The organism is Brevundimonas sp. Marseille-Q4549, assembly GCF_976940555.1.
Map to the genome: position 1 here is coordinate 2,825,596 of NZ_CDRHXG010000001.1, position 23,191 is coordinate 2,848,786.

The 23,191-nt window shown below is 65.3% G+C and carries 27 protein-coding genes; 19 read left to right on the forward strand and 8 right to left on the reverse strand.

Features of this window, described 5'->3' with window-relative positions:
- Positions 1 to 123: 123 nt before the first annotated feature.
- From ACWPV3_RS14140 to ACWPV3_RS14225, 18 genes are all read left to right on the forward strand, one after another.
- Positions 124 to 1,059, forward strand: a complete 936-nt coding sequence (locus ACWPV3_RS14140) for a DUF2493 domain-containing protein (RefSeq protein WP_453978263.1) — start codon at positions 124 to 126, stop codon at positions 1,057 to 1,059.
- Positions 1,060 to 1,223: 164 nt separating this feature from the next.
- On the forward strand, positions 1,224 to 1,640 hold the full coding sequence (locus tag ACWPV3_RS14145; RefSeq protein ID WP_010395074.1) for a hypothetical protein: 417 nt from the start codon (positions 1,224 to 1,226) through the stop codon (positions 1,638 to 1,640).
- Positions 1,641 to 2,344: 704 nt separating this feature from the next.
- Positions 2,345 to 2,746 (forward strand): single-stranded DNA-binding protein, encoded by a 402-nt coding sequence (locus tag ACWPV3_RS14150; protein WP_453978264.1) that lies wholly within the window; start codon positions 2,345 to 2,347, stop codon positions 2,744 to 2,746.
- A 283-nt stretch (positions 2,747 to 3,029) separates the two neighbouring features.
- The gene (locus ACWPV3_RS14155) at positions 3,030 to 3,290 is read left to right on the forward strand and encodes a helix-turn-helix domain-containing protein (protein ID WP_126150217.1); all 261 of its coding nucleotides are present in this window, start codon (positions 3,030 to 3,032) and stop codon (positions 3,288 to 3,290) included.
- A gap of 94 nt (positions 3,291 to 3,384) precedes the next feature.
- Entirely contained in the window at positions 3,385 to 3,648 is a 264-nt protein-coding gene (locus ACWPV3_RS14160; protein ID WP_206437813.1) for a DNA -binding domain-containing protein, read from the forward strand.
- Positions 3,649 to 3,760: 112 nt separating this feature from the next.
- Positions 3,761 to 4,015 (forward strand): transcriptional regulator domain-containing protein, encoded by a 255-nt coding sequence (locus ACWPV3_RS14165; RefSeq protein WP_126150218.1) that lies wholly within the window; start codon positions 3,761 to 3,763, stop codon positions 4,013 to 4,015.
- Between the two features lie 190 nt (positions 4,016 to 4,205).
- Entirely contained in the window at positions 4,206 to 4,532 is a 327-nt protein-coding gene (locus tag ACWPV3_RS14170; RefSeq protein ID WP_083825826.1) for a DUF2285 domain-containing protein, read from the forward strand.
- Between the two features lie 135 nt (positions 4,533 to 4,667).
- On the forward strand, positions 4,668 to 4,949 hold the full coding sequence (locus ACWPV3_RS14175; RefSeq protein ID WP_003167739.1) for a helix-turn-helix transcriptional regulator: 282 nt from the start codon (positions 4,668 to 4,670) through the stop codon (positions 4,947 to 4,949).
- A gap of 17 nt (positions 4,950 to 4,966) precedes the next feature.
- On the forward strand, positions 4,967 to 6,127 hold the full coding sequence (locus ACWPV3_RS14180; RefSeq protein WP_029371818.1) for a replication initiator protein A: 1,161 nt from the start codon (positions 4,967 to 4,969) through the stop codon (positions 6,125 to 6,127).
- The gene (gene parA, locus ACWPV3_RS14185) at positions 6,124 to 6,762 is read left to right on the forward strand and encodes a ParA family partition ATPase (RefSeq protein ID WP_126150219.1); all 639 of its coding nucleotides are present in this window, start codon (positions 6,124 to 6,126) and stop codon (positions 6,760 to 6,762) included. The genes ACWPV3_RS14180 and parA overlap by 4 nt, the downstream gene beginning before the upstream one ends.
- Positions 6,759 to 7,013, forward strand: a complete 255-nt coding sequence (locus tag ACWPV3_RS14190; RefSeq protein ID WP_126150220.1) for a hypothetical protein — start codon at positions 6,759 to 6,761, stop codon at positions 7,011 to 7,013. Before parA ends, ACWPV3_RS14190 begins: the two co-directional genes overlap by 4 nt.
- On the forward strand, positions 7,010 to 7,531 hold the full coding sequence (locus tag ACWPV3_RS14195) for a DUF2840 domain-containing protein (RefSeq protein ID WP_126150221.1): 522 nt from the start codon (positions 7,010 to 7,012) through the stop codon (positions 7,529 to 7,531). Before ACWPV3_RS14190 ends, ACWPV3_RS14195 begins: the two co-directional genes overlap by 4 nt.
- A complete protein-coding gene (locus ACWPV3_RS14200) occupies positions 7,528 to 8,073 on the forward strand; it encodes a S26 family signal peptidase (protein WP_003167734.1) in 546 nt (181 codons plus the stop codon). The genes ACWPV3_RS14195 and ACWPV3_RS14200 overlap by 4 nt, the downstream gene beginning before the upstream one ends.
- A 68-nt stretch (positions 8,074 to 8,141) precedes the next feature.
- The gene (locus tag ACWPV3_RS14205; protein ID WP_003167733.1) at positions 8,142 to 8,480 is read left to right on the forward strand and encodes a DUF736 domain-containing protein; all 339 of its coding nucleotides are present in this window, start codon (positions 8,142 to 8,144) and stop codon (positions 8,478 to 8,480) included.
- A gap of 3 nt (positions 8,481 to 8,483) precedes the next feature.
- On the forward strand, positions 8,484 to 9,269 hold the full coding sequence (locus ACWPV3_RS14210) for a lytic transglycosylase domain-containing protein (RefSeq protein WP_126150222.1): 786 nt from the start codon (positions 8,484 to 8,486) through the stop codon (positions 9,267 to 9,269).
- 250 nt (positions 9,270 to 9,519) lie between these two features.
- The gene (locus ACWPV3_RS14215; protein ID WP_453978265.1) at positions 9,520 to 11,283 is read left to right on the forward strand and encodes a relaxase/mobilization nuclease domain-containing protein; all 1,764 of its coding nucleotides are present in this window, start codon (positions 9,520 to 9,522) and stop codon (positions 11,281 to 11,283) included.
- 30 nt (positions 11,284 to 11,313) lie between these two features.
- Positions 11,314 to 13,305: a conjugal transfer protein TraG gene (locus tag ACWPV3_RS14220; protein WP_453978266.1), complete on the forward strand. Its 1,992-nt coding sequence runs from the start codon at positions 11,314 to 11,316 to the stop codon at positions 13,303 to 13,305.
- A gap of 3 nt (positions 13,306 to 13,308) precedes the next feature.
- Positions 13,309 to 13,731: a CopG family transcriptional regulator gene (locus ACWPV3_RS14225; protein ID WP_003170529.1), complete on the forward strand. Its 423-nt coding sequence runs from the start codon at positions 13,309 to 13,311 to the stop codon at positions 13,729 to 13,731.
- Positions 13,732 to 13,773: 42 nt separating this feature from the next.
- Here the strand turns inward: ACWPV3_RS14225 and ACWPV3_RS14230 are convergent, their stop codons facing one another.
- Positions 13,774 to 14,709 (reverse strand): glycosyltransferase, encoded by a 936-nt coding sequence (locus tag ACWPV3_RS14230; RefSeq protein ID WP_453978267.1) that lies wholly within the window; start codon positions 14,707 to 14,709, stop codon positions 13,774 to 13,776.
- 275 nt (positions 14,710 to 14,984) lie between these two features.
- On the opposite strand from ACWPV3_RS14230, the gene ACWPV3_RS14235 reads away from it, so the two are divergent.
- Positions 14,985 to 15,662, forward strand: coding sequence for a hypothetical protein (locus ACWPV3_RS14235; RefSeq protein WP_453977014.1), 678 nt, complete (start codon positions 14,985 to 14,987; stop codon positions 15,660 to 15,662).
- Positions 15,663 to 16,144: 482 nt separating this feature from the next.
- Here ACWPV3_RS14235 and ACWPV3_RS14240 read toward each other — a convergent pair whose 3' ends face one another.
- The 7 genes from ACWPV3_RS14240 to ACWPV3_RS14270 form a co-directional block, all read right to left on the reverse strand.
- Positions 16,145 to 17,179 (reverse strand): threonine dehydratase, encoded by a 1,035-nt coding sequence (locus tag ACWPV3_RS14240; protein ID WP_453977015.1) that lies wholly within the window; start codon positions 17,177 to 17,179, stop codon positions 16,145 to 16,147.
- Positions 17,172 to 18,095, reverse strand: a complete 924-nt coding sequence (locus tag ACWPV3_RS14245; protein WP_453977016.1) for an aminotransferase class IV — start codon at positions 18,093 to 18,095, stop codon at positions 17,172 to 17,174. Before ACWPV3_RS14245 ends, ACWPV3_RS14240 begins: the two co-directional genes overlap by 8 nt.
- A complete protein-coding gene (locus ACWPV3_RS14250; protein ID WP_453977017.1) occupies positions 18,089 to 18,325 on the reverse strand; it encodes an ACT domain-containing protein in 237 nt (78 codons plus the stop codon). The genes ACWPV3_RS14245 and ACWPV3_RS14250 overlap by 7 nt, the downstream gene beginning before the upstream one ends.
- Positions 18,306 to 19,997 carry an acetolactate synthase 2 catalytic subunit gene (gene ilvG, locus ACWPV3_RS14255; RefSeq protein ID WP_453977018.1) on the reverse strand — a complete coding sequence of 564 codons (1,692 nt, stop codon included), beginning with the start codon at positions 19,995 to 19,997 and terminating at the stop codon, positions 18,306 to 18,308. Before ilvG ends, ACWPV3_RS14250 begins: the two co-directional genes overlap by 20 nt.
- Complete coding sequence (ilvC, locus tag ACWPV3_RS14260) at positions 19,994 to 20,992, reverse strand: ketol-acid reductoisomerase (protein ID WP_453977019.1); 999 nt, start codon at positions 20,990 to 20,992, stop codon at positions 19,994 to 19,996. Before ilvC ends, ilvG begins: the two co-directional genes overlap by 4 nt.
- A 57-nt stretch (positions 20,993 to 21,049) precedes the next feature.
- Positions 21,050 to 22,795: a dihydroxy-acid dehydratase gene (gene ilvD, locus ACWPV3_RS14265; protein ID WP_453977020.1), complete on the reverse strand. Its 1,746-nt coding sequence runs from the start codon at positions 22,793 to 22,795 to the stop codon at positions 21,050 to 21,052.
- Between the two features lie 114 nt (positions 22,796 to 22,909).
- Complete coding sequence (locus ACWPV3_RS14270) at positions 22,910 to 23,191, reverse strand: hypothetical protein (RefSeq protein WP_453977021.1); 282 nt, start codon at positions 23,189 to 23,191, stop codon at positions 22,910 to 22,912.

Sequence of the window (23,191 nt, forward strand, 5' to 3'; positions counted from 1 at the left end):
AATAGCCGGCTTGGCCATCAAGGCCCTCGCGGCAGCACGAGGGCTGCCAGGCCGGCCCGCCCGTGAGCTTCGACGCCTGCGAAGGCCGCGATGGGCGCGGTCTCCAGACGAAGGATGCTCCCGATGATGAACGAAGACGATGACGCAGGCTTCGAGCCGTTCCACACCTCATCCCCCACCGATCACGTCCTCACCGAACTCCAGCTCTATGGCTACCGCCCCTTCCAGGACGAACCCGATCCGCGTCCGCTGCCGGAAGGCAACACCGTCGCCGCAGCCGTCGCAGACATCTTCGACGCCCTCGTCTCGACGCTCGGCGACACCCGCCTCGAGCCCGATCTCGACGATCTCCTCTGGTCGACGGTCAATCTCTTCCATCGCGCCGCCGACCGGGCCGAACGCGAACTCGACGACAACGAGCAGGGGCAGCGCCGCCTCCAGCGGGAACAGGATGGCAGCGAGGTCAAGAGCGTCGAACTCGAACGCCTCACGGCGGAGGGACAGACCCTGGTCGAACGGCGCAACAGCATGGAACTCTTCCGCGACCTCTCGGCGGACGCCTTCGAGCACCACACCGGCACGCCCTGGCGGCCGCGCAGCGGTTCGATGGTCAACCATCGCAACCTCACCTCGGCAATGATCGACAGCCGCGATTTCCTCGCCGCTAAGCGCCGGGCCGAGACCGAGGTGCTGCTGCCCGCCGGTCCCAGGGTCGCCGTCACGGGCGGTGCGGACTTCAACGATCACAACCTGATCTGGACGAAGCTCGATCAGGTTCATGCCAAGCACACGGACATGGTGCTCCTGCACGGCGGCTCGCCGAAGGGCGCCGAACTGATCGCCTCCCGCTGGGCTGACAGTCGGAAGGTGCCGCAGGTCGCCTTCAAGCCCGACTGGACGAAGCACGCCAAGGCCGCGCCCTTCAAGCGCAACGACGCCATGCTCGATGTCCTGCCGGTCGGCGTCCTGGTCTTCCCCGGCACCGGGATTCAGGAGAACCTTGCGGATAAGGCGCGCAAGCTCGGCATTCCAGTCATGAAGTTCGACGGCGGCGCGTAAAGCGCCGCCGCTCGGCGGCCTGCCAGCCGCCTCTACTTGACTGAACACGAGGTTGATGGCTTTCTTGAAGAATATTTGCAGCAACGGCGAACTGGCATAGTCGCAGGCGGAGCGTATTATCCGGCAGCCTGTGGTGATCCTCAATCGTTCATGCGGAGGCTGCCGTGACCCTCATCCTGCTTGCCATCTCCCTGACGATCGCGCTTTGCGTCATCGCCTACAACTTTGCCATCTACGCCTTGCCGTTCATGGTCGGGCTGACGGCCTTTCAATATGTCTATGGAATGGAGGCCGGCTTCCTGCTGTCGGCGCTCGCCGCCCTCGGCGCGGCGCTGCTATCCGTGGCGCTGGTCATCGCCGTCGTAGGCTTTGCCAAGAACCCGGCCTTGCGGCTTATCGCCCTCGCCGTATTCGCGGTGCCGGCGATGATCGCCGGTTATGCGCTCGTGCATGGCGTCACGAAGAACTTCGTCGACTCGACGATTATGCTGAACCTGCTCGGCGGCGCCGGCGGTCTCTTCATCGGCATAGCGGCGATGCTCAATCTCAATGCGCTCGGTACAGGCGTCCTGTCTCGCTGATGCGATCGCGAATCGCCGCTCGTCACAAAAAAAATCTGCGCCGGTTTGCACTGTTGGGCTTCCGGCATCCTGCTCTGAGGAATGGCGCCACCGGCGCTGTAACGGCCAGGGTCTTCGCTCCGATTGGCCCCGCTGTGGAAGTCGGTCATCGGCCGGTGCTCTCTGCCGTAGCAAGGTCGCCACTCTCTGCTTCGTTCCCCTCCGTATCGTGGCGTCCGCGAACACCTTCATGCTCTCCAGCCCTGCAATTCACTAGATCGCACCTCCGGCCGACGGGGTGGAACAACGCCATACATCCTGGAGCCCAATAGCCGTTTCGTCCTGGTCCCGGCTCGCCTTCCGACTGGCGGCGTGCTGTGGCTCGTGACGGAGATCCCGGCGGCGCACACCCTGCTGATGCGGGTTTCATATCGGGGCCTGTAGCGCCCTCGTTGCCGGAAAGGACGAACGGTTCTGCTGTGCGTCCCCGGTGTGAGCTTTCCGAGGCGCCAATCCCTCCGACTGACTGATCCCCTAAGTCCGTTCGGTTTCCGACCGCAACCCCCGCGGCTCCGGACCGTGTTGCCGCGCAAGCGCGGCTGCCCGCTCCACTCCGGGCCTTAAGGGCGAGGTGCCGCCAAGGCAGCACTTGCTGGCGTCTCCCGACGGCCTTGGCCGGGTCTCGTCGGAGGGATGGTCCCTTCGAGAAGCAACGGAGACTTACAATGCAGAACATCGTCATTCTTGCCGGCAACATCGGCCAGGACCCCGAAACCCGCAACACGCAGAGCGGCACCTCGATCACCCACTTCACGCTGGCCACCTCGCGCCCCCGCTACTCGGAAGGCAAGGTTGTCCGAGACAAGGACGGCTATCGCGTCCAGGACACCGAATGGCACCGGATCACCGCCTTCAACGGCCTCGGTAAGACGATCCAGCAGCATTGCGAGAAGGGCATGAAGGTTCTGGTTCGCGGCCGCATCCACCACACCAAGTGGACCGATCAGCAGGGCGTTGAGCGCTACGGCTGCGAGATCATCGCCGAGACGGTGGACTTCCTCAGCCGGGCAAAGCAGACCCAGAACGAAGACGGCAAGTTCATCGACGACGATGACATCCCGTTCTGAGCGGGATACCGGGAGCCCGGCGGCGCAAGCCGCCGGGATTTCCTAATTGTCTGGCGTTCCTGGCATGAGTCGTCGTCTCCCGGCAGCACGATAAGCTTCGAACAATCTTTCCTACGCGCCTTGGCTTGCGGAGAGAGAACCAAGCACCTTCCGAATCGCCCCCGCCGCTGACTCCACGTCAAATCTGTAGGAACACCGATTCTGGATCGCTTTCCACTCAAACTCCGTCTATAATAGCCGTAGTTCTGGCGTGACGTTGACGCACGGTGGGAGGTGATCATGCATGATCACTTCCCGACAAACACGGGCCGCGCGCGCATTACTGGGTTGGACACAGGAGATGCTCGCTGACAAGGCCAAGGTTTCGCTGACGGCGCTCAAGCGCATGGAGTCGGCCGCTGAACTGCGAGTGTATGAAAGCACCAGCGACCAGGTCCGCAGAGCGCTTGAGGCCGAAGGAATCGCCTTCATCAGATCGGGCCGCAACGAAGGGGTGATGCTTGTCGATGTGCACGAAGCAGCCGAACGCAGCAAAGTCCGGTAATTCCCACCCTTCTACCGCCTCCCGCTTGTCATCGTCGCGCTGTAATGGTGCTTCAGAATAGCAACCGCCATCCCAGAGTGTCACGTGCCGACTAATGACCACAATTGATTTCCTCGACGAAGCCCCGTCCATGCTGTCGCTCACCGAATACGACCGACAGCACATCAAACTCTATGCTCGTCTGCTGGACGCAGAGGCAGATGGAGCAGACTGGCGGGAAGCGGCCGAGGTTCTTTTCGGCATCTGTCCAAGGACTGAGCCGGACCGCGCTCGCCGCGTCCACGACAGCCATCTGGCTCGCGCACACTGGATGACCGAGCAGGGCTACCGGCAGCTCAGGCGCGGCCGGCCTCATTAGATCCCGTGTTGTCTCAAGTGCAACGCCTGTTGCGCCTTGCAACCTTCCCAAGAAATAGAATCCCCGGAATCAATTCGCTCTGTACGCGTATTCGCTGAACGGGGAGGATTAAATGACGCCCGATACAAGAGAATGGCGATCATCAACTACATACGACTATCTCGATCGGGCAGATGTGGATGCACTGGCGTGGGAGTGCCTTCGGCGCAATCTCGATTACCAGCGCGACTACGCAAACTCCATCCGCACGGCCTCCGAACTCGGGCCTGAGACCGAAGCGATCGGCGATCGCTGGGGTCTCCGATTTCCCCGCCAGGCCCAGCCTGAATGCACTCGAACAACCTGTTTTCTGGACGCCGGAAGCTGACACAAGCGTAGTCCATATCGGACCCGCCCCGGAAATTGAGCAGGTCAGCCCTCGCATTTTCGAGGATATTCGCTCGGAAATCAGCCGCAGTTCAGAGGAAGGACTGCATATATCGGTTCTCACCGGAAGCGGTCGCCTGCACCTTGTCGCGAGAGCGGGTCTCGAGCCGACGCAGTCCATCGCCGCCATCATTCCGCTCGACGCCCACAGCCTGGATCGTGTCCAGTCACTGATCAGACTCTGGCGAAGCCTTCACGGCCTGCCTGTTCCACAGGACAGCCGGATGACGGCGCAGCAGCGCCGTCGTCTCAAAAACATGCTACGCGCCGCTGACGGCCGTTTGCACAATGCCGACTATCGCGAGATCGCCGAAGCGATTTTCGGCGTTGAACGCGTTGCCAGCGACCCCTGGAAAACGTCCGCGCTCCGGGACGCTGTCCTCGATCTGGTCAAGGACGGCTTCGCGATGATCGACGGCGGTTACCGCAAGCTTCTTCGCCACCGCCGTCGTTCGTAACCTGCGCTACTAGGGCAAGGTGTGCGAATTAGACCCCCCCAAGTTCGCACTCCCCCTTCGCTATTCTTCTTCGCCACCGTGGCCTTCGTTCGCCGCTGATCGCCAGCGGCTCCCGCGAAAGCCACGGAGGCCACCATGAACGCCAATCTCGCGACCCTGCCGCCGCGCTTCCTCCGCACCAAGGAAGCCGCCGAATTCCTCAGTCTCTCGGCCCGTACCCTCGAAAAGCACCGGACCTACGGCACCGGGCCGGCCTATCGCAAGCTTGGCGGGCGCGTCGTCTATTCTGTCAATGAGCTTGAGGCATGGGCTGAACGCGGCGCCGTGACGTCCACCTCCGATCCGCGGGGCAGCGTGCTGCCCGCGAAACGCCATGAGCCCGCACCGGCATCCCATGCCGGCCGTCACGCCCGCTGATCCGCGCGGTCTTTTCAATGACAACGCGGCATCGCCCATCTCCGGAGCGCGGACAACTCGATCTGTTCCACGCGCTCCCTGGCGATTTCGCGCCCCGCGACGCGCAGGACCTCATGGCCTATCCGTTCTTCTCCCTCTCCAAGTCACACCGCACCGCGCCGATCGATTTCGTCGCCGGCGACGTGAGCATCCGCGTCGAGGCGGTTCCCGATCATGGCATGGCCACAATCTGGGATGCCGACATCCTCATCTGGGCGGCGAGCCAGATCGTCGAAGCGCGCGACAAAGGTCTTCGCACTTCGCGCCTGATGGCCGCCACCCCCTACGAGATCCTCAATTTCATCGGCCGCGGCGTATCGATGCGCGATTATCAGCGCCTCAAGGCTGCCCTCGACCGGCTGCAGTCGACCACGGTCGCAACCTCGATACGGCAAGCAGCCGAAGGCCGCCGCCACCGTTTCTCCTGGATCAATGAATGGCAGGAGCGCACCGATCGCCAGGGGCGTCCCGCCGGCATCGAGCTGATCGTGCCGGACTGGTTCTACCGCGCCGTTCTCGACGATGCGCTCGTCCTGACCATCGACCGGGACTATTTCGGTCTCACTGGAGGCCTCGACCGCTGGCTCTACCGCATTGTGCGCAAGCATGGCGGCAAACAACGCAATGGCTGGCGCTTCGACTTCCGCCACCTGCATCAGAAATCCGGCAGTCTTTCGCCATTCAAGCGCTTCGCGTTCGAGCTGCGCGACATCATTCGCCGCCAGCCATTGCCCGGATACTCGCTGTTCCTTGAGGTCGAAGTCGGCGGCCGGTTGCTGCTTGCTTTCGAACCATCGGCGGCCTGTGGACAACCTGTGGACGGCCTCGTGCTATCAGGAACCCGACCTATCGTGCTATCGGGAACCGGAGGCTCGTGCTATCGGGAACCGAAACAGGGTGTAAGCTCTGGAAACAAAAAGCGAAATCGCGCCCTTAACTTAGAGTCTAACCAAGAATCTAACTTTGAAGAGCGCGCGCGCGATGTGGAAAACATCGCCGGAAGGCGTCCGAACCAGGCCAAAAAGCCATCACTTCAAGCGCATGTAACCGATCAGGCTCTTCGTAGCTCCGCCTGTACGGACCGCTCTTCCGGCCACGCGCATCGCACCTTCGGCGACGAGCCTGGAGGCGCGAAATGATCGTCGCGCTTCTCAATCAGAAAGGCGGCGTCGGCAAAACGACGCTCGCGCTGCATCTTTCCGGTCAATGGGCGCGTGAAGGCAAGCGCATCACCCTGATCGATGCCGACCCGCAGGGATCGGCGCTCGACTGGTCGCAGCAACGCACCCGCGAGGGCCTGCCTCGCCTGTTCGGCGTCATCGGCTTGGCGCGCGACACACTTCATCGCGAGGCGCCCGAGCTCGCGCGTGACGCCGATCACATCGTCATCGACGGACCACCGCGCGTTGCAGGTCTTATGCGTTCGGCGCTGCTCGCCGCCGATCTTGTCCTGATCCCTGTGCAGCCGTCACCTCTCGATGGCTGGGCCTCGGCCGAAATGCTGGCGCTGCTCGCAGAGGCCCGAATCTATCGGCCGCAACTCCTCGCCCGCTTCGTACTCAACCGCTGCGCTGCACGCACCGTCATCGCCCGCGAGACCGCCGAGACACTGGCCGATCACGATCCGCCCCTGATGTCGGCGACAATCGGCCAGCGGGTCGCCTTCGCCGACCTGGCGCAGTCCGGACGCCTCGTTTTTGAGGCCGACGACAATAGCGCGGCCGCGCGCGAGATCGCCGCCCTGACTGCGGAAGTCGGGAGGTCGGCGCCATGACCAAAGCCAGCGCCCGGCGCGGCTTCGTCGCCCGTCCTTCCGACCCAGACGACTGGATCAAGTCCGCTGAACCGGGGTCGCCCGGTCCAGCTTCCAGCACGGGCTTCACCGCAAGGCTGACCATCGACGTTACGCTGGAGGTGCGCGGTCGCATCAAGATCGCCGCCTTTCAACGCGGCGTCACCGTCGCCGACATGCTTCGCGAATTGCTCGCGCGCGAATTCCCCCAATCGCCAGGAGACCCGTCATGACCGGCATCGCGGCCCCCCGCATGCGCGGCGGCTCGATGCCGTCGTCTTTCCAAACCGACCGTCTCACCCACGTCGAGCTGACATGGGTGGAAAAGCAGATCGAATACTGGATCAGGTTCGGTCAAGACGTGCAGGAGACGATCCTTGATCGCCGCCGCCGCGTCCTCTTCTTCAGGCCCGGCACGACTTTCGCCTTCGTCCGGTGGGCGTCCAACGACTTCGGCACGATCATCTCGCGCATCGATATCGTGCGCGCCATCACGCCCGGCGAAGCCTATCAGACGCTGCCCTTTGTACGCCCCGGCGGCGACATCCTGCTCAAGATCGAAAGCTGGCCGAAGGTCGAACGCGTGCTGCAGCTCATCGACGCGATCGAGGCCCTTTCGCTCGATCCGGCCGAAGCCGCGCCAGACTATTGGCGGCATGTACACAACCGACTGAGCGCCGGCCAGGACGCACGCCGCTACTCGCGCGATCAGCACCAGGCGTGGCTTAAGCGTCGGAGGATCGCGCCATGACCGACCTCAAATGGGCCATGGCGACGTTCGTAGCGTCCAGCGCGATCGCCGTGACGACGTGGATCGACGCCCCCACCAAACTCATCTGGAATGCCTCGGCCAGCACTCCGATCGGTTTCTATTCGGTCGAACCTGCAAAGCGGCTCGAAGTCACCGATCTGGTCGCCGTCGCTGCGCCGGAACCGATTGCGAGCTTCCTCGCCGATGGCGGATACCTGCCGCGCGACACGCCGCTCCTGAAAAGGGTCCTTGGCCTTCCCGGGCAGACCGTCTGCCGCTCCGGCGTCCTGATCAGTGTCGACGGCGTCGCGATGGGAACGGCACTCCAACGCGACCGCATCGACCGACCGCTCCCCGATTGGCAGGGCTGCCGCATCGTCGCGGACGGCGAGATCTTCCTCATGAACTGGGACGTTCCCGACAGTCTGGACGGCCGCTATTTCGGCCCGATCCCGGCCAGCGCCGTCATCGGCCGCGCGGTTCCCTTGTGGACCGACGAGGACGGCCACGGCCGCTTCGAATGGCGGGCGCCAACGCGGTGATCGCCCAGCCTGAGGCGGGCGTGGTGCTCGCCCAATCCTTCTCCACCGCATCTTGAAAGGAAACCGCCATGCCGCAAATCGGCGAATTCACCCGCGAGGAATCCGGCTTCACCGGCCGCATTCATACGCTCACCCTATTTCGCGAGATCACCATCGTTCCCGTCGATCCTTCGGACGTCGAGAACGCGCCGAGCTACCGCGTCCACCACGGCGCGGATGACAACGCACCGGAGATCGGCGCGGCCTGGACGGAGTCCAGCGAAAAGGCTGGTGAATATCTCTCACTGCTGATCGACGACCCCAGCTTTGCGCAGCCGATCCGTGCCCGCCTGTTCCAGAACGGGGCTGATACGACCTCTTGGTCTTTGCACTGGAGCCGCCCTCAGAAGCGCGGCGAACGGGAATAGCGCATGCGGATCGCTCGCACCAACCCCGCATCGCCGATGTCAACCGGGCGGCCTCGCGCTGCCCGGTGCATCATCCTCTTCCTCCTTTCCGGCCTGTCTGTTTCCGCCGCGCCGCCGCTCGACGTACTGGCGCAGAGCGCTCCGTCGATCGCGCAGCCAACCCACGATCCTCACGCCGCCTTCGTGACCGAGGCCTCGCAGCGTTTCGGCATTCCCGAACACTGGATCAGGTCGGTGCGCCGCGTCGAAAGCGCCGATGACGCGCGCGCCGTCTCATCGGCGGGAGCAATGGGCCTGATGCAGGTCATGCTCGCCACCTGGGCGGAATTGCGCGTCCGTTATGGCCTTGGACGCGATCCGTTCGACCCGCGCGACAACATCATCGCTGGTACGGCCTATCTGCGCGAAATGTACGATCGCTACGGATCGCCGGGCTTTCTTGCAGCCTATAACGCTGGACCCGGACGCTATGAGGAATACCTCGCGGGCCGCCCCCTTCCGGCAGAAACCCGCGCCTATGTCGCCACGCTCGCGCCATTGATCGGCGGGGCTCACCTGTCGCCACCCGCACCGGGGACCGTCGCTGTTGCCGCCGCCGATCCGCACGCTTGGCGACGAGCTCCGCTCTTCGTCACGCCGACAGCCCACGGTCTGGATGCGCGCAAAACGGTATCCGAACCGCAAGAAAACGACGCCCGGACTGCGCCGTCATCGGGCGAAGGTCCCGCCAATTCTGTGCAAAGCGGCAGCATTTTCGTTGCCCGTGCCGACGATGGAGACCCGCAATGAGCCGGTTCGCATCATGGCGCAGCTTGGCGTGTTCCAGAGAGCGTTGTGCGCAAGGGTGGGAGGAGCAGAGAGCAACGACAGCAGGACGGCGAGATAAAAGGGCCTCGCCATATTCGCACAAGCCATTGACATGGCTTGGCTTTTGGCGTGCCGGTCGGTCGGGTCGCGTGCCGCGACTGCTGTTTTACCCAGCGATTTCAACGCTGTTTTCGGCACTGTGCGCCTTCGCGCCGTCTCGGGAGGCCCTCTCATGAGCGAGGGCGACAGCGATTTCCGCGTCCGCCCAGGACGCATCAAATCCACGCGCGCACCCAAGTCCAAGAGCTTCATCAATCAAGTGCTGAGGGCCTCGAAGAAGGCCGGGCACAGCTCAGGCGAAGGGCAGACCGCCAAGAGAAGCGCCGGCCATGGTCATTCGACCTTCGGGCGTGGACGAACCAGCTTCAGCCGTTCGCGCATATTCAGTGCTTCGCGCCGTGTCGTCATCAAGGCGCGCGTGGTCCGCCATCAGGGCAAGTCTTTCCGCTCCGCGCCACTCTCGGCTCATGTGTCCTACCTGAAGCGCGAAGGCGTCAGCCGTGATGGGAAGAAGGGGGTCTTGTTCGACGCGACGAACGAGCGCGCCGACGATCTCGCCTTCTCCGACCGATGCAGGGATGACCGGCATCATTTTCGATTCATCGTCTCGCCCGAAGACGCGGGGGACATGACCGATCTGCGAGAGTTCACCCGCGACCTCGCCAACCAGATGGAATCGGATCTGGGTACCAAGCTCGACTGGGTCGCCGTCGATCACTGGAACACCGACAATCCGCATGTGCATTTGCTTGTGCGCGGCGTCGACGAGACCGGCGCCGATCTGGTCATCTCGCGCGATTACATCAGCCGCGGCCTGCGCTCCCGCGCCGAGGATCTTGTCTCCATCGAGCTCGGCCCCAAGCCCGAACATGAAATCCGCAACGCGCTGGAAAAGGAAGTCACCGCCGAGCGCTGGACACGGCTCGATGTTGAAATCCGCATCGCCGCCGACGAGACCGGCTTTATCGACCTGCGCCCCGAGGCGAACGGCAAGGCCGATCCCTCGCTGCGCCGCCTGATGATCGGCAGACTCCAGCATCTCGAAAGCATGGAGCTCGCGGCGCAAGGCGCTCCAGGGGAATGGACCGTCGGGCTGCAGGCCGAACGCACACTGCGCGATCTCGGCATTCGCGGCGACATCATCAAGACCATGCACCGCGCCTTCACCGAGCGTGGTCAGGATCGCGGCGTCAGCGATTACACGATCGACGGCAGCGGGGCGGGTTCACCCGTTATTGGCCGCCTGGTCGATCGCGGCCTGCATGACGAGCTGACCGGCGAAGCCTATGCCGTGATCGACGGCACGGACGGCCGCGCGCACCATGTCCGCTTCCGCGGGATCGAGGCCTTCGAGCATGCGCCCCCGATTGGCGGCATCGTCGAGGTACGTCGCTTCGGGGGCCCCGACGATCCCCGGCCGACGCTGGCGCTCGCCAACCGATCGGACTTCGATCTCAACCGCCAGATCACGGCGCCGGGCGCGACCTGGCTGGATCATCGCCTGGTTGAGCGCGAGGCGATGCCCATGTCGATGGGAGGCTTCGGCGGTGAGGTGCGCGACGCCATGCAGGCGCGCGCCGAGCATCTGGCCGATGAAGGCCTTGCCCGCCGGCAGGGCCAACGCATCCTGCTGCAACGCGATCTCCTCAATACGCTGCGGCAGCGCGAGCTCGATGCCGTTGGCACGAAGCTCCAGAGCGAACACGGACTGCCGTACCAGAAAGCGCAGGCCGGCGAGCATGTCGCCGGTATCTATCGCCAGCGTATCGCACTCACCTCGGGCCGCTTCGCCATGATCGACAATGGGCTCGGCTTCCAGCTCGTGCCCTGGACACCGCCGCTCGAAAAGAAGCTCGGCCAGCATATCGCCGGCGTCGCCAAGGGGCATGGCGGCATCGAGTGGAGCCTGGGCCGCCAGCGCGGCCTGGGCCTCTAGCACCACAAGCAGCAAGAAAGGACCCGGCGAATGTCCGCCACCAAAATCCTCTGGGGCCAGATCCTCACCGTCTTTCTGATCATCCTCCTCACCACCTGGGGCGCGACGCAATATGTCGCCTGGCAACTTGGCTATCAGGCCCAGCTCGGCACACCATGGTTCGAGCTTGCCGGGACGCCGATCTATTATCCCCCTGCGATCTTCTGGTGGTGGTACTTCTTCGACGCATATGCGCCGGGCGTGTTCGCCAAGGGCGGCGTCATCGCCGCATCAGGCGGCTTCATCGCCATCGCGGTCGCCATAGGCATGTCGGTGTGGCGCGCCCGCGAACAGAAGAACATCGAAACCTATGGCTCGGCTCGATGGGCGAAGCCGCAGGAGGTGAAGGCGGCGGGCCTGCTCAACCCTGACGGCGTCGTCCTCGGTAAGCTCGATCGTGACTATCTTCGCCACGACGGACCGGAGCATGTTCTGTGTTTTGCTCCGACCCGATCCGGCAAGGGTGTCGGCCTCGTCGTCCCAACCCTGCTGACCTGGCCGGGCTCCGTCGTCGTCCACGACATCAAGGGCGAAAACTGGCAGCTCACCGCCGGCTTCCGCTCGAAGCACGGTCGGGTGCTGCTGTTCGACCCCACCAATCCGAAATCGGCCGCCTACAATCCTCTGCTCGAAGTGCGGTGCGGCGAGTGGGAGGTGCGCGACGTCCAGAACGTCGCTGACGTCCTGGTCGACCCCGAGGGTTCGCTGGAGAAACGCAATCACTGGGAAAAGACCAGTCACTCTTTGCTGGTCGGCGCCATCCTTCACGTCCTCTATGCCGAGAAGGACAAGACCCTCGCCGGCGTCGCAGGTTTCCTGTCCGACCCGAAGCGCCCGATCGAAACCACGCTGGCGGCGATGATGACCACGCCACATCTCGGCGAGGCCGGCCCGCACCCCGTCATCGCTTCAACGGCCCGCGAACTGCTCAACAAATCCGACAACGAGCGCTCCGGCGTCCTGTCCACCGCCATGTCCTTTCTGGGCCTGTACCGCGATCCCGTCGTCGCTGAAGTGACACGCCGCTGCGACTGGCGCATCGCCGACCTGATCGAGGACGCGCGGCCGGCCACCCTCTACCTGGTGGTCCCGCCATCCGACATCTCGCGCACCAAGCCGTTGATCCGGCTTGTGCTCAACCAGATCGGTCGCCGCCTGACCGAGGATCTGCACACCAAGGCCCGGCGGCACCGCGTGCTGATGATGCTCGACGAGTTTCCGGCTCTCGGCCGCCTCGACTTCTTCGAAAGCGCGCTCGCCTTCATGGCCGGCTACGGCATGAAAGCCTTCCTCATCGCCCAGTCGCTCAACCAGATCGAAAAGGCCTACGGCGCCAATAACTCGATCCTCGACAACTGCCATGTCCGCGTGAGCTTCGCGACCAATGACGAGCGCACCGCAAAGCGCGTCTCGGATGCGCTCGGCACAGCCACCGAAATGAAGGCGATGAAAAACTACGCCGGGCACCGTCTGTCGCCCTGGCTCGGTCATCTCATGGTGTCGCGCTCTGAAACCGCGCGTCCGCTGCTGACCCCCGGTGAGATCATGCAGCTTCCGCCCAACGATGAAATCGTCATGTTGGCGGCGACCCCGCCGATCCGGGCCAACAAGGCGCGCTACTTCGAGGACAAGCGCTTCGTCGAGCGCGTACTGCCCCCGCCGGACCCGGCCCAAACCAGTCGCACGACGCGCAAGGACGCCTGGACAGAGCTGAAGCCGCAGGCGCCGGACGCTGCGCTGCTCGCCGAGATCCAGAAGGCCGAGCAAGACGCGGCCAATAGCGGCCTTCGTCGAGAACCCGAGCTTCCCGATCATGTCGCCATCGTCAAGGAAACGACCGATCCGAACCCTGCCGACGAGTTCAAAGCTCTGCTCGACGACGAACCCGAGGACGCCGCGCGCCAACGGCAAGCGCTTCGCCGCCACATGACTGGAATCGCCCGCCAGGTCGCCATGGACCCCAACGACAATATGGAGCTCTGAGCCATGCGCGACCGCATGAATGTGTACTTTCCGCCTGAGATGCTGCGCCAGATCGCCGACCTCGCGGACCGCAAGAAGATCTCGCGCTCGGCGATCGTCGAGGCTGCGGTCGCATCGTTTCTTTCGCCTGATGGAGCAGACAAGCGCGAAGCCGCCCTCACACGCCGTCTCGACCGCATGACCAGGCAGATCCACCGCATCGAACGCGATCTCGGCATCACGGCCGAGACGCTTGCCCTATACGTTCGCTTCTGGCTGTCGGTCACGCCGCCGCTGACCGGCGACGCCAACTCAGCTGCGCAGGCGAAGGGCCGCGAACGCTACGAAGGGTTTATCGAGACGATCGGACGGCGCCTCCAACAGGGTCAGAGCTTCTTGCGTGAGATACCCGACGATATCGGTTCGGACGATCAACGCGAGAGCTGAAGAGTGGCGGGGTGGCAGCGACGGCTTTTGAGCACATTGCTGTCATCTGGCTTGGTTCAGCTTTCTCTCGATAAAGTCGATGGCGGCCGCGACCCCATTCTCGGCACGGATAGCTGTTCCAATTTCGGCGGCGCGGGCGCGCATGCCGACATCGTCCATCGCCAGAAAGGCGGAAGCCAGGTCCTCGGCTGTCATCGCATCCTTGACGAGGGGCTTTGGCCCCACCCCAAGAGCAACGACGCGACGCGCCCAGAAGGGCTGATCACCGAGAAATGGACAAATGGCCGTGGGGTTGCCCGAACGCAAAGCAGCGCCAGTGGTCCCAGCACCGCCGTGATGTAGCGTTGCGTGCATAAGCGGAAGGAGCCGGTCGTGCGGAGCGCCCGAGATGACATGGATATGCCGACTCGGCTCGATCTGCCCGAGCGCACCGCCCGCGGTCGCGAGCAACCCCCGCTTGCCCGCTCGCTTCAAACCGTCGACCACGAGACTTGCCAGCCGTTGCGGATCAATACCGGGCATGCTGCCGAAGCCGATATAGATCGGCGGATCGCCAGCCGCGAGGAAATCAGCAAGCTCCGCGTCGGGCTTCCAATCCGGCGTATCGAGGAACCAATAGCCGGTCACTGCAACGTCTGCGCCCCAGTCTTTCGGCTTCGGCAGTACATGCGGACTGTAACCATAGAGTGTTCCACTCAGCGGAGCCGTTTTGCCGCGAGCAGAAGCCCCGAGCGCCTCAGCTCGCCAAGCCCGGATTGTCTTTGCAAACAGGATGCGTCCGCCGTGGATCATCAGCGCATGACTTGCCCGATTGAGCGGTCCAAGCGAACCGAACGGAAGGATAGGTGTTGGAAAAGCCGACGTGTAGGTGAAGCCCGGCAGCGGCGATGCGAGAAAGAGTGGAATGCCGAGCTTCGCCGCGATATGGGGTGCGCCGAGCGCCTTGGGGTGGAATAAAATCGCTTCGGGAGCGAACATACGAGCGGCATCCCACTCGGCATCAAGCAGCTTTCGGCCTATCTCGCGATAATACCGCAGCAGCTTGAAGCCGGCTCCAAAACCAGCGCCCGAGCTGCCGATTGCGTAACGCCAACTTTATGGGCAGCGCTGGCCACGTCAGCTGGACGTCCAATGCCATTGGACACTCTCAACAGTAGCGATCGGGCGACAGAGCTATTCAACAAAGCGCCGTCGCCCGATCGCGGCTCCGCAACGACACCTCTCGATATTCCCTGCGTTGGTGGGGCATCGAAATGTTCACCTTGAATCAGGGTAGCTTGCGCAAATTCGTGCTGGCCTACACTTACGTGCACCCATGGACAGCCGAAGGGGCGGGCGCGCGCATGGAACAATCCCATGCTCCCCTGTGTTTCGGGCTCACGTTGGATCGGCTCGATCGAAAGGGGAAGAACGCCTCCATGCGCACGCCCATCCTGATGACCGCGATTGGTTTCGCGGCGCTGGCTCTCTCCGCCTGTGAACAGGCGACCCGCCCCGGCGAAGAAGATCCGATGCTGATCGAAACCAGCCCAAGCTCTACTGTAGCCGCAGCCGATGGCGACGAAAGCGCCAGCTGGGAATCTCTCGATGGATTTGTGGGCAAACACCCGCTCGAGAGCGGTCTTTTGGACAGGAGCGCGATTTCGGGCGAGCTGCGCGCGCTGCTAGGCGACGAGTTCGCCACGCTCCGAGCAAACCTTGAAACGTCGTCGGCGCTTCAACGGGAGGGCTCGACGCTGTTCACATCCGGCAACAAGGCCCACGAAGGGGGATTGAACGCCGCCTACCTGTTGATCGATCAGTCCGCCAAGGCGATTGAAGTCGGCTACTGGGAGAATGGCAGGCTGTCCGTTAGCAAGACTCCAGGCCCTGACATTGCCAAGCCGAGGGACATTCAGACGATCATTGCAAACAACAGCATGGGCGGATGACGGTGAGGAGCGGCGACGGCCTCGTGGCCGGGCCGCTCGCTTAGATCCCGCTTCCCGGCTTGGCCGAAGATTCGCGAACCAGAAACTGGGGCGGCGCCAGCGCGCCATAGTCCAGACGCTGAGGTCTGATCCGTTTGTGGCAGTTGGCAGGGGCGCAAAAGGTTGCTCCGGCCGCCAGAGTCACAATGCTGGAATTGGCCGGAGAGAGATAACAGCGCCAGTCCGGCGGTCCGTGGACCGCCGGACCGCATCTCGGGCGCAATTGTGCGGCACGATGGCGCAGCTTAACTGCGCGCCGGACCCTCGTTTCGTGGTGGAGCCGACGGCGGCGGGATCGGCAAAGGCCGCAACGAAGCCACGTCGGAGGGCGGCTTGCACCGACACTACTCGTCGAGGATCGGGACCCCTGACACGGCGAATTCGGCCATGTCCGCGACGACAGCGGCATGGCCCGGACCAGCCGGCTCAAGGACATTCCGGCCTCAAAGGTCCGATGCGATATGAGCTGTTCCCCGATTGCACTCGACCGGGCCGCATTGGTCGCGGTTCGCTCGGCGCGGCCGGCGGGGTGTGCGCGGGCGAACGTCGGCCAGAAGTTGCGCCAGCACGGCGGCGTCGATGTTGCCGCCGGAAACCACAGCGCATTTGCGCTTGCCGGCCACGCGCCGACCGGCGGCCAGCGCCAGCGCCCCCGCGCCTTCGGCGATCACATGTTCCTCCAGCGCCAGCCTGACCAGTGTCTCCCGCAGCTCCGCCTCACCCACGATGACGACATCGTCAAGCAGGTTGCGCAGTATGCGCTGGGTCAGGCGGCCCGGCTCGCTGACCCTGACTCCGTCGGCGAGCGTGCTTGCGGCGTCGCGCAGGATGTGGTCGCCGCGCAACGCGCGCGCCATCGCATCCACGCCCTCGACCTGTGCGCCAACAATGCGGACGCCCTGAGCCTTGAGCGCCAGCGCGACGCCGGCGGCGAGGCCGCCGCCGCCGATCGGGACCAGCACGACGTCCGGCGCCAAGGCTCCGAGTTCCAAGCCTACGGTGCCCTGACCGGCGATCACATCGGGATCGTCGAACGCAGAGAGCAGACGGTATTCGTGCTTTGCCGCAAGTTCGGCGGCGAAGGCTCGGGCCTCCTCGTAGCTGTCGCCGTGCAGGCGAACCGCCGCGCCCCAGTGGGCGACACCGGCGATCTTGGTCTGCGGCGCGGTGCGCGGCATCACCGTGATGACCGGTGTGCGCAGCCGATGGCCGGCCCACGCCAGTCCCTGCGCGTGATTGCCGGCGGAGGCGGCGATCACCGGCCGCGCATCGCCCCGCTCGCGCGCGGCGAGCAGGGCGTTCATCGCGCCGCGCACCTTGTAGGAGCCGGTGCGCTGGAGGTTCTCCAGCTTGAGCCAGCAGCCGAAGCGTTGGGCGTAGTGAAGCGGCGTCGCCGCCAAGTATGGCCGCAGCCGCGCCTGAGCCGCCAGCACGTCGGCGGCACTGACCTCGGCGTCCGCAACGCTGGCGTCAAACATGGGTGAGCCATGCGCCGTGGCGTCCGTCCTCGCCGCACACCACGCGCTGGTACAGACGCGCGATCTCGCGTCCGGTGTGGGTGTCGCCATAGGCGCGCTGATTGATGCCGGCGACCGGCGTGACTTCCGCGGCGGTGCCGACGATGAACACCTCGTCCGCCGCCAGCAACTCGTCGAGCGTCACCGCGCGAGACTCGGCGCCGGTCAATTCGATCACGGTGGCGCGCGTGATGCCGGGCAGGGCGTCGCGATGGTTCACGGCAGTGATCCGGTCGTCTTGAACCATGAACACATTGGCGCCGGTGCACTCGACCACATAGCCCTCGTCGTCGATGAACAGCGCTTCGTCGAAACCGTTCTGGCGCGACTCGCGCTTGGCCAAGATCGAGTTGACGTATGCGCCGCAGAGTTTCAGCGGCGGTAGAGAACTGGCCGGGTTGCGACGCCAGCTCGACACGCCCAGACGCACCGCGTCCTGGCCCAGGTGCACGTTGGTGGGAAAGGTCGCCACCATCAGGTGTTGGACGTTCGCGCCGACGTCCAGCCCGATCGAGCCGGTGCCGCACCAGGCCAGCGGCCGGACATAGGCGTCGCGCTGCCCGTTCCGGCGCAGGACCGCCAGCGTTGCTTCAGTGGCGCGTGCGACGTCGAAAGCGATCCCGAGCAGCTCGGCGCCCTGGCGCATGCGCTCCAGATGCTCCGGCAGGCGGAACACGGCGGCGCCCCCGTCGGCAGTGGCGTAGCTGCGGATGCCTTCGAACACGCCGCTGCCGTAATGCATGGCGTGGGTGGTCAGGGGGACGCGGGGGGAATCAGCGTCGACGAAGGCGCCGTCGAACCAGATTTGCGATGGGTTGCTCGCTGGCGGCGTCGCCGGCTCGGTCTGTTCAGAGGCACGGGGAGTTTCGGTCAGCACGGCGAGACCTCCACGGCAAGGCAGTCGTACAGCTTGGCCAGTTGCACCCGCAGGGCCTCGGCAGGGCGGTCGCCCTCCACCGCCAGGTGCAGACGCCAGCGTTCGCCGCCAGCGTTGGTCGCGCCGTTGACGCTGAGCGGGCGGAAGCCCCGGCGCTCGGCGACGCCCAGCACGCGGATCAGAGCGCCCTCGGCGTGGCGCAGGGTGAGGTCAAGTCGATAGCGTGGCATGGGTGTCCTCGTGGTCATGGGGGCGGGGGTCGAGCAGCATCTGCGCGTTGTTGTGATTGGGCGGGACGAGCGGCCAGACGTTCGCCGTGGTGTCGATCGCGACGTGCAGCAGGGCGGGGCCGGGGCTTTGCAGCAACTGCCGAAGAACGTCGTCGGCCGCGCTCATCTCGTCGAGGCGGAAGGCCGTCACGCCGAAGGCGGCGGCGAGGGCGACGAAGTCCGGATTGTCCGACAGGTCGGTCTCCGAGTATCGCTCGTCGAAGAACAGCTCCTGCCACTGCCGCACCAAGCCGAGGCGCTGGTTGTCGAGCAGGACGATCTTCACCGGCAGCTGGTAGCGGCCGAGGGTAGCCAGTTCCTGCACGTTCATCAGAAACGAGCCGTCGCCGCTGACGCAGATCACCTGCGCCTCCGGGTAGGCCAGCTGTGCGCCCAAAGCGGCGGGTAGGCCGAAACCCATGGCGCCGAGGCCGCCGCTGGTGAGGTGCTTGCGCGGATCGCTGAAGCGCCAGTGCTGCGCCACCCACATCTGGTGCTGGCCCACGTCGCAGCTGACGATCGCCTCCGGCGCCAGTTCCGACAGGCGGCGGAGTAGTGCCGGGGCGTACACATTCTCGCCCGGTGCGTCATAGCGCGCGGCGAAGCGTCGTCGCCGCGCCAGACAGGTCGTTCGCCACGCCTCGCAGGCCGGCCTCGCCGAGGCCAGCGCTTGGAGGCTGGGACGCAGGTCGCCGCGCACGCCGACATCGGCGGTGCGCAGCTTGCCGATCTCTGCAGCATCGAAGTCGAGGTGGATGACCCGCGCGTCTGGCGCGAACTCACTGAGCTTGCCGGTGACGCGGTCGTCGAACCGCGCGCCTACCACGACCAGCAGGTCGGCCTCCTGCACCGCCAGGTTGGCGGAGCGACCCCCGTGCATGCCGAGCATGCCGAGATCGAGCGGATGCTGGGCCGGCAGCGCCCCCAGGCCGCGCAAGGTCAGCACCGTCGGCGCCTGGACGGCGTCCACGAACGCGCGGAAGTCCGCCACCGCGTCGCCCAGCGAGATGCCGCCGCCGCCATAGACGACCGGGCGGCGCGCCTGCGACAGTAGGCTCAAGGCGGCGACAAGGTCCTCCGGACGTGGCGTTTCGGGGGTGTCCACCGGGGCTGCGATATGCGGCGCCAGGTGCGACGCGTCGGCTGTCTGCACGTTCTTCGGCAGATCGATCAGCACTGGCCCAGGCCGGCCCGAGCGCGCCAGACGGAACCCCTCGCGCACGGCCTCTGGCAGAGCGTCGATGCTGCGGACAAGGAAGCTGTGCTTAACGACCGGCAGGGTCATGCCGAACACATCGACTTCCTGGAACGCGTCGGTGCCCATCAGCGTGGTGGCGACCTGGCCGGTGATGACCACCATTGGCACGGAGTCCAGCATCGCGTCGGCGATCCCCGTGACCAGGTTGGTGGCGCCCGGACCGGAGGTCGCCACGCACACGCCCACCTTGCCGCTGGCGCGGGCGTAGCCGTTGGCGGCGAAGGCCGCACCCTGCTCGTGGCGGACCAGGACATGTCTCAGGTCCGCGCCATACAGGGCGTCGTAGAAGGGCATGATCGCGCCGCCCGGATACCCGAATAGGGTATCGACGCCCTCGGCGGCCAAGGCGCGTACAAGCCATTGGACGCCGTTCATGTCGCGGCCTGCGCGGGATGCTCAGCGCCCTGTGGCGAAGTCGTCAGCCAAGCCATCGACGCGCGCAGCTTCCTGCCGGTGGCCTCAATGGGGTGGTCGAGGTCGGCCTGCTTGAGCGCTCGGTAGTTGGCATTGCCGGCCTGATACTCGGCGATCCACTCCCGCGCGAAGGTGCCGTCCTGGATTTCGGCCAGCACCTTCTTCATCTGAGCGCGGACGCTATCATCGATCACGTAGGCGCCGCGTGTAAGCGAGCCGTACTGCGCGGTCTCGCTGATGAACTCGTGCATGCGCGTGACCCCGCCCTCGTAGAACAGATCGACGATCAGCTTCAGTTCGTGCAGGCACTCGTAGTAGGCGACCTCGGGCTGGTAACCAGCCTCGACCAAGGTTTCCCAGCCGACCTGCACCAGTTTCGTCGCCCCGCCGCACAGCACCGCCTGCTCGCCGAACAAGTCCGTTTCGGTTTCCTCCCGGAAGGTGGTGCGGATGGCGTTCTGGCGCGCGCCGCCGATGCCGGTGCAATAGGTCAACGCCAGTTGCTCGGCCCTGCCGCTGCAATCCTGGTGCGTGGCGTAGACAGCGGGGACGCCGCGCCCGGCCTCATATTCGCGGCGCACCAGCACGCCCGGTCCCTTCGGCGCCACCAGCACGACATCGAGATCCGCGCGCGGGGTGATCTGGCCGTAGTGGACGTTGAAGCCGTGGGCGAACAGCAGGCATGCGCTCTTCGCCAGATTGGGTTCGATCACGTCGCGGTAGAGTTGCGGCTGCACCATGTCGGGCGTGAGCAAGGCGACCAGATCGGCGCCGGCGACGGCTTCGGCCGGAGCTTTCACGGTGAAGCCATCGGCGGTGGCCTTGAGCTCGGTCGGCCCCCCCGGACGTAGGCCGACGGTCACGTCGAAGCCGGAATCGCGCAGGTTGAGGGCTTGGGCGCGGCCTTGGCTACCGTAACCGACGATGGCGACGAGAGGGCGAGAAGGGGTGGTCATGTTGGTGATCTCCGGGCGTTGATGGGCGAAGGAAAATGACTGGGCGGGGCCGCTGCCTCAGATGGCGGAAAGCACCGGGATTGAAGCGGCTGGTAGGGTCTCGTCCTGAAGTGGTCCGGGGGCGGTTACCGCGCCGCGCGAAGCCGAACTCACGCTGCGCGCGTACTTGGCCAGCACGCCTGTGGTGACGCGCGGAGCGATGCGGGCGGGTTCGCGCGCGGCCAGATCGGCCGCGACATCGATGCGGCGCGCGGTGACGTCGATGCGCACGCGGTCGCCGTCGCGCAACCGGGCAATCGGCCCGCCGTGCATGGCCTCCGGTGACACGTGACCGACCATGAAGCCGTGGGTCGCGCCACTGAAACGGCCGTCGGTGATCAGCGCGACTTCGTCGCCGAGGCCCTGACCGACGAGCGCGGCGGTGACGGCGAGCATCTCGCGCATGCCGGGTCCGCCGGCCGGACCTTCGAAGCGGATCACGACGACGTCGCCGGCGGCGATGCACCGGGTCTGCACGGCCTCGAAGGCGGCTTCTTCGGAATCGAATACCCGCGCCGGACCTTCGAAGAGCGTCCGCCCGTGCCCCGCCAGCTTGACGATGCAGCCGTCAGGCGCGAGGTCGCCATACAGGATTGAATAGCCACCAGACGGCTTGATCGGGTCGGTGACCGGCCGGACTATGTCTTGGGCCGGCATCGACCAGCCGTCGGCGCTGGCCTCCGAGAGGGACGCGCAGGCCGCATCGAGCTCGGTGAAGAATGAGCGCCCGGTAACCGTTGCGACGTCTTCGAGCAGCCCGGCGACGCGCAGTTCATGCGCCACCAAGGCCGTGCCGCCAGACGCGAACAGCTCGGCCGCCGTATATCGGCCAGCGGGTTTCAGGTCGGCGATGACCGGCGTACTCGCCGCCGACTCGAACTCTTCCAGTCCGAATTCGACGCCGGCCTCGTGGGCAATGGCCAGCAGGTGCAGCGCCGCGTTAGTGGAGCCGGCGGTTGCGGAAACCGCGCGGGCAGCGTTCCGCAGCGCCGCGGGCGTAAGCAGCTCGCGCGGCGTCGGCCCGCCGTCACGCAGCAGCCGCATCACCAGCTCACCGCAGGCGTGCGCCGCCCCCGCTTTGTCGGGGTGCACGGCCGGGATGTCGTTGAGCTGCAACGGAGACAGGCCGAGGAAGGTCAGGACCATCGCCATGGTGTTGGCCGTGAACTGACCGCCGCAGGCGCCGGCGCCAGGGCAGGCGTGCATTTCCACATGACGCAGTTCGGCGTCGTCGATGCGGCCCGCTGCATGCGCGCCCACCGCCTCGAACACGTCCTGCACCGTGACCGACTTTGTCCCGCCGTCGCGGGTGCGGCACTGACCCGGCAGGATGGTGCCGCCGTAGAGGATCACGGTCGGAACATCGAGACGCGCGGCCGCCATGGCCGCGGCGGGGATGGTCTTGTCGCAGCCGACCAGCAGCACCATCGCGTCGAGGCAATGACCGCTGACGGCGAGCTCGATCGAGTCGGCGATGGTCTCACGCGAGGCCAGCGAGGCCCGCATGCCGTCGCTGCCCATGGCGATGCCGTCGGTGACGGCGATCGTGTTGAACTCGACCGGCGTGCCGCCGCCGGCCTGCACCCCGGCGCGCGCATGCTGGGCGAGGTCGCGCAGCGTGATGTTGCAGGGCGACACGTCGCTCCACGTGTGCACCACAGCGACCAGCGGTCTGGCGATGGCGGCGTCGTCCAGCCCCGTGGCGCGCAGCATGGCGCGTGCGGGCGCACGGGCGGGACCGGATTTGATGGCGTTGCTTCTCACGGATTGGATGTCCTTTTGGATGGAATCCAGGCCGCCAAAACGAAAAACCCCGCGCCCTTGTCGGGCGCGGGGTTCAGGTTCTTGCTTCCTGGGTGTTGTGTAGTGGTCTGTTACCTACACGTGCCCGAACCCCGCGCTGTGATGCACGGTAATAATCTGAGCAGCGGCGGCGAGCGCGAGACCGCGCACGACCGTCACGCGCGAAAGCGCGTTGATGAGGGTCTGCGACTGGCTGTTGCGCGGCGACATGATGCGGCCGAAGACCACGAACGATGCGGCCTTGTCAACCCCGGCCCGCGGGAAACGGCCAAGCGCCGCGAGAACGTCAGCAATCGACAACCCGATGCGGTGATCACCCGCGTCGATCGCCCAAGCGATGCGTAGCCCCATCATCAT

Excerpts from the sequence above, each read along its gene's own strand:
- ACWPV3_RS14150 (WP_453978264.1), top strand. The coding sequence starts at position 2,345 with ATGCAGAACATCGTCATTCTTGCCGGCAACATCGGCCAGGACCCCGAA.
- ACWPV3_RS14175 (WP_003167739.1), top strand. The coding sequence starts at position 4,668 with ATGAACGCCAATCTCGCGACCCTGCCGCCGCGCTTCCTCCGCACCAAG.
- ACWPV3_RS14240 (WP_453977015.1), bottom strand. The coding sequence starts at position 17,179 with ATGTTTGACGCCAGCGTTGCGGACGCCGAGGTCAGTGCCGCCGACGTG.
- ACWPV3_RS14165 (WP_126150218.1), top strand. The coding sequence starts at position 3,761 with ATGACGCCCGATACAAGAGAATGGCGATCATCAACTACATACGACTAT.
- ACWPV3_RS14180 (WP_029371818.1), top strand. The coding sequence starts at position 4,967 with ATGACAACGCGGCATCGCCCATCTCCGGAGCGCGGACAACTCGATCTG.
- ACWPV3_RS14235 (WP_453977014.1), top strand. The coding sequence starts at position 14,985 with ATGTTCACCTTGAATCAGGGTAGCTTGCGCAAATTCGTGCTGGCCTAC.
- ACWPV3_RS14190 (WP_126150220.1), top strand. The coding sequence starts at position 6,759 with ATGACCAAAGCCAGCGCCCGGCGCGGCTTCGTCGCCCGTCCTTCCGAC.
- ACWPV3_RS14210 (WP_126150222.1), top strand. The coding sequence starts at position 8,484 with ATGCGGATCGCTCGCACCAACCCCGCATCGCCGATGTCAACCGGGCGG.
- ilvC (WP_453977019.1), bottom strand. The coding sequence starts at position 20,992 with ATGACCACCCCTTCTCGCCCTCTCGTCGCCATCGTCGGTTACGGTAGC.
- ACWPV3_RS14230 (WP_453978267.1), bottom strand. The coding sequence starts at position 14,709 with ATGTTCGCTCCCGAAGCGATTTTATTCCACCCCAAGGCGCTCGGCGCA.
- ACWPV3_RS14215 (WP_453978265.1), top strand. The coding sequence starts at position 9,520 with ATGAGCGAGGGCGACAGCGATTTCCGCGTCCGCCCAGGACGCATCAAA.
- parA (WP_126150219.1), top strand. The coding sequence starts at position 6,124 with ATGATCGTCGCGCTTCTCAATCAGAAAGGCGGCGTCGGCAAAACGACG.
- ACWPV3_RS14225 (WP_003170529.1), top strand. The coding sequence starts at position 13,309 with ATGCGCGACCGCATGAATGTGTACTTTCCGCCTGAGATGCTGCGCCAG.
- ACWPV3_RS14195 (WP_126150221.1), top strand. The coding sequence starts at position 7,010 with ATGACCGGCATCGCGGCCCCCCGCATGCGCGGCGGCTCGATGCCGTCG.
- ACWPV3_RS14160 (WP_206437813.1), top strand. The coding sequence starts at position 3,385 with ATGACCACAATTGATTTCCTCGACGAAGCCCCGTCCATGCTGTCGCTC.
- ACWPV3_RS14200 (WP_003167734.1), top strand. The coding sequence starts at position 7,528 with ATGACCGACCTCAAATGGGCCATGGCGACGTTCGTAGCGTCCAGCGCG.
- ACWPV3_RS14270 (WP_453977021.1), bottom strand. The coding sequence starts at position 23,191 with ATGATGATGGGGCTACGCATCGCTTGGGCGATCGACGCGGGTGATCAC.
- ACWPV3_RS14140 (WP_453978263.1), top strand. The coding sequence starts at position 124 with ATGATGAACGAAGACGATGACGCAGGCTTCGAGCCGTTCCACACCTCA.
- ACWPV3_RS14205 (WP_003167733.1), top strand. The coding sequence starts at position 8,142 with ATGCCGCAAATCGGCGAATTCACCCGCGAGGAATCCGGCTTCACCGGC.
- ACWPV3_RS14250 (WP_453977017.1), bottom strand. The coding sequence starts at position 18,325 with ATGCCACGCTATCGACTTGACCTCACCCTGCGCCACGCCGAGGGCGCT.
- ACWPV3_RS14155 (WP_126150217.1), top strand. The coding sequence starts at position 3,030 with ATGATCACTTCCCGACAAACACGGGCCGCGCGCGCATTACTGGGTTGG.
- ACWPV3_RS14220 (WP_453978266.1), top strand. The coding sequence starts at position 11,314 with ATGTCCGCCACCAAAATCCTCTGGGGCCAGATCCTCACCGTCTTTCTG.
- ilvG (WP_453977018.1), bottom strand. The coding sequence starts at position 19,997 with ATGAACGGCGTCCAATGGCTTGTACGCGCCTTGGCCGCCGAGGGCGTC.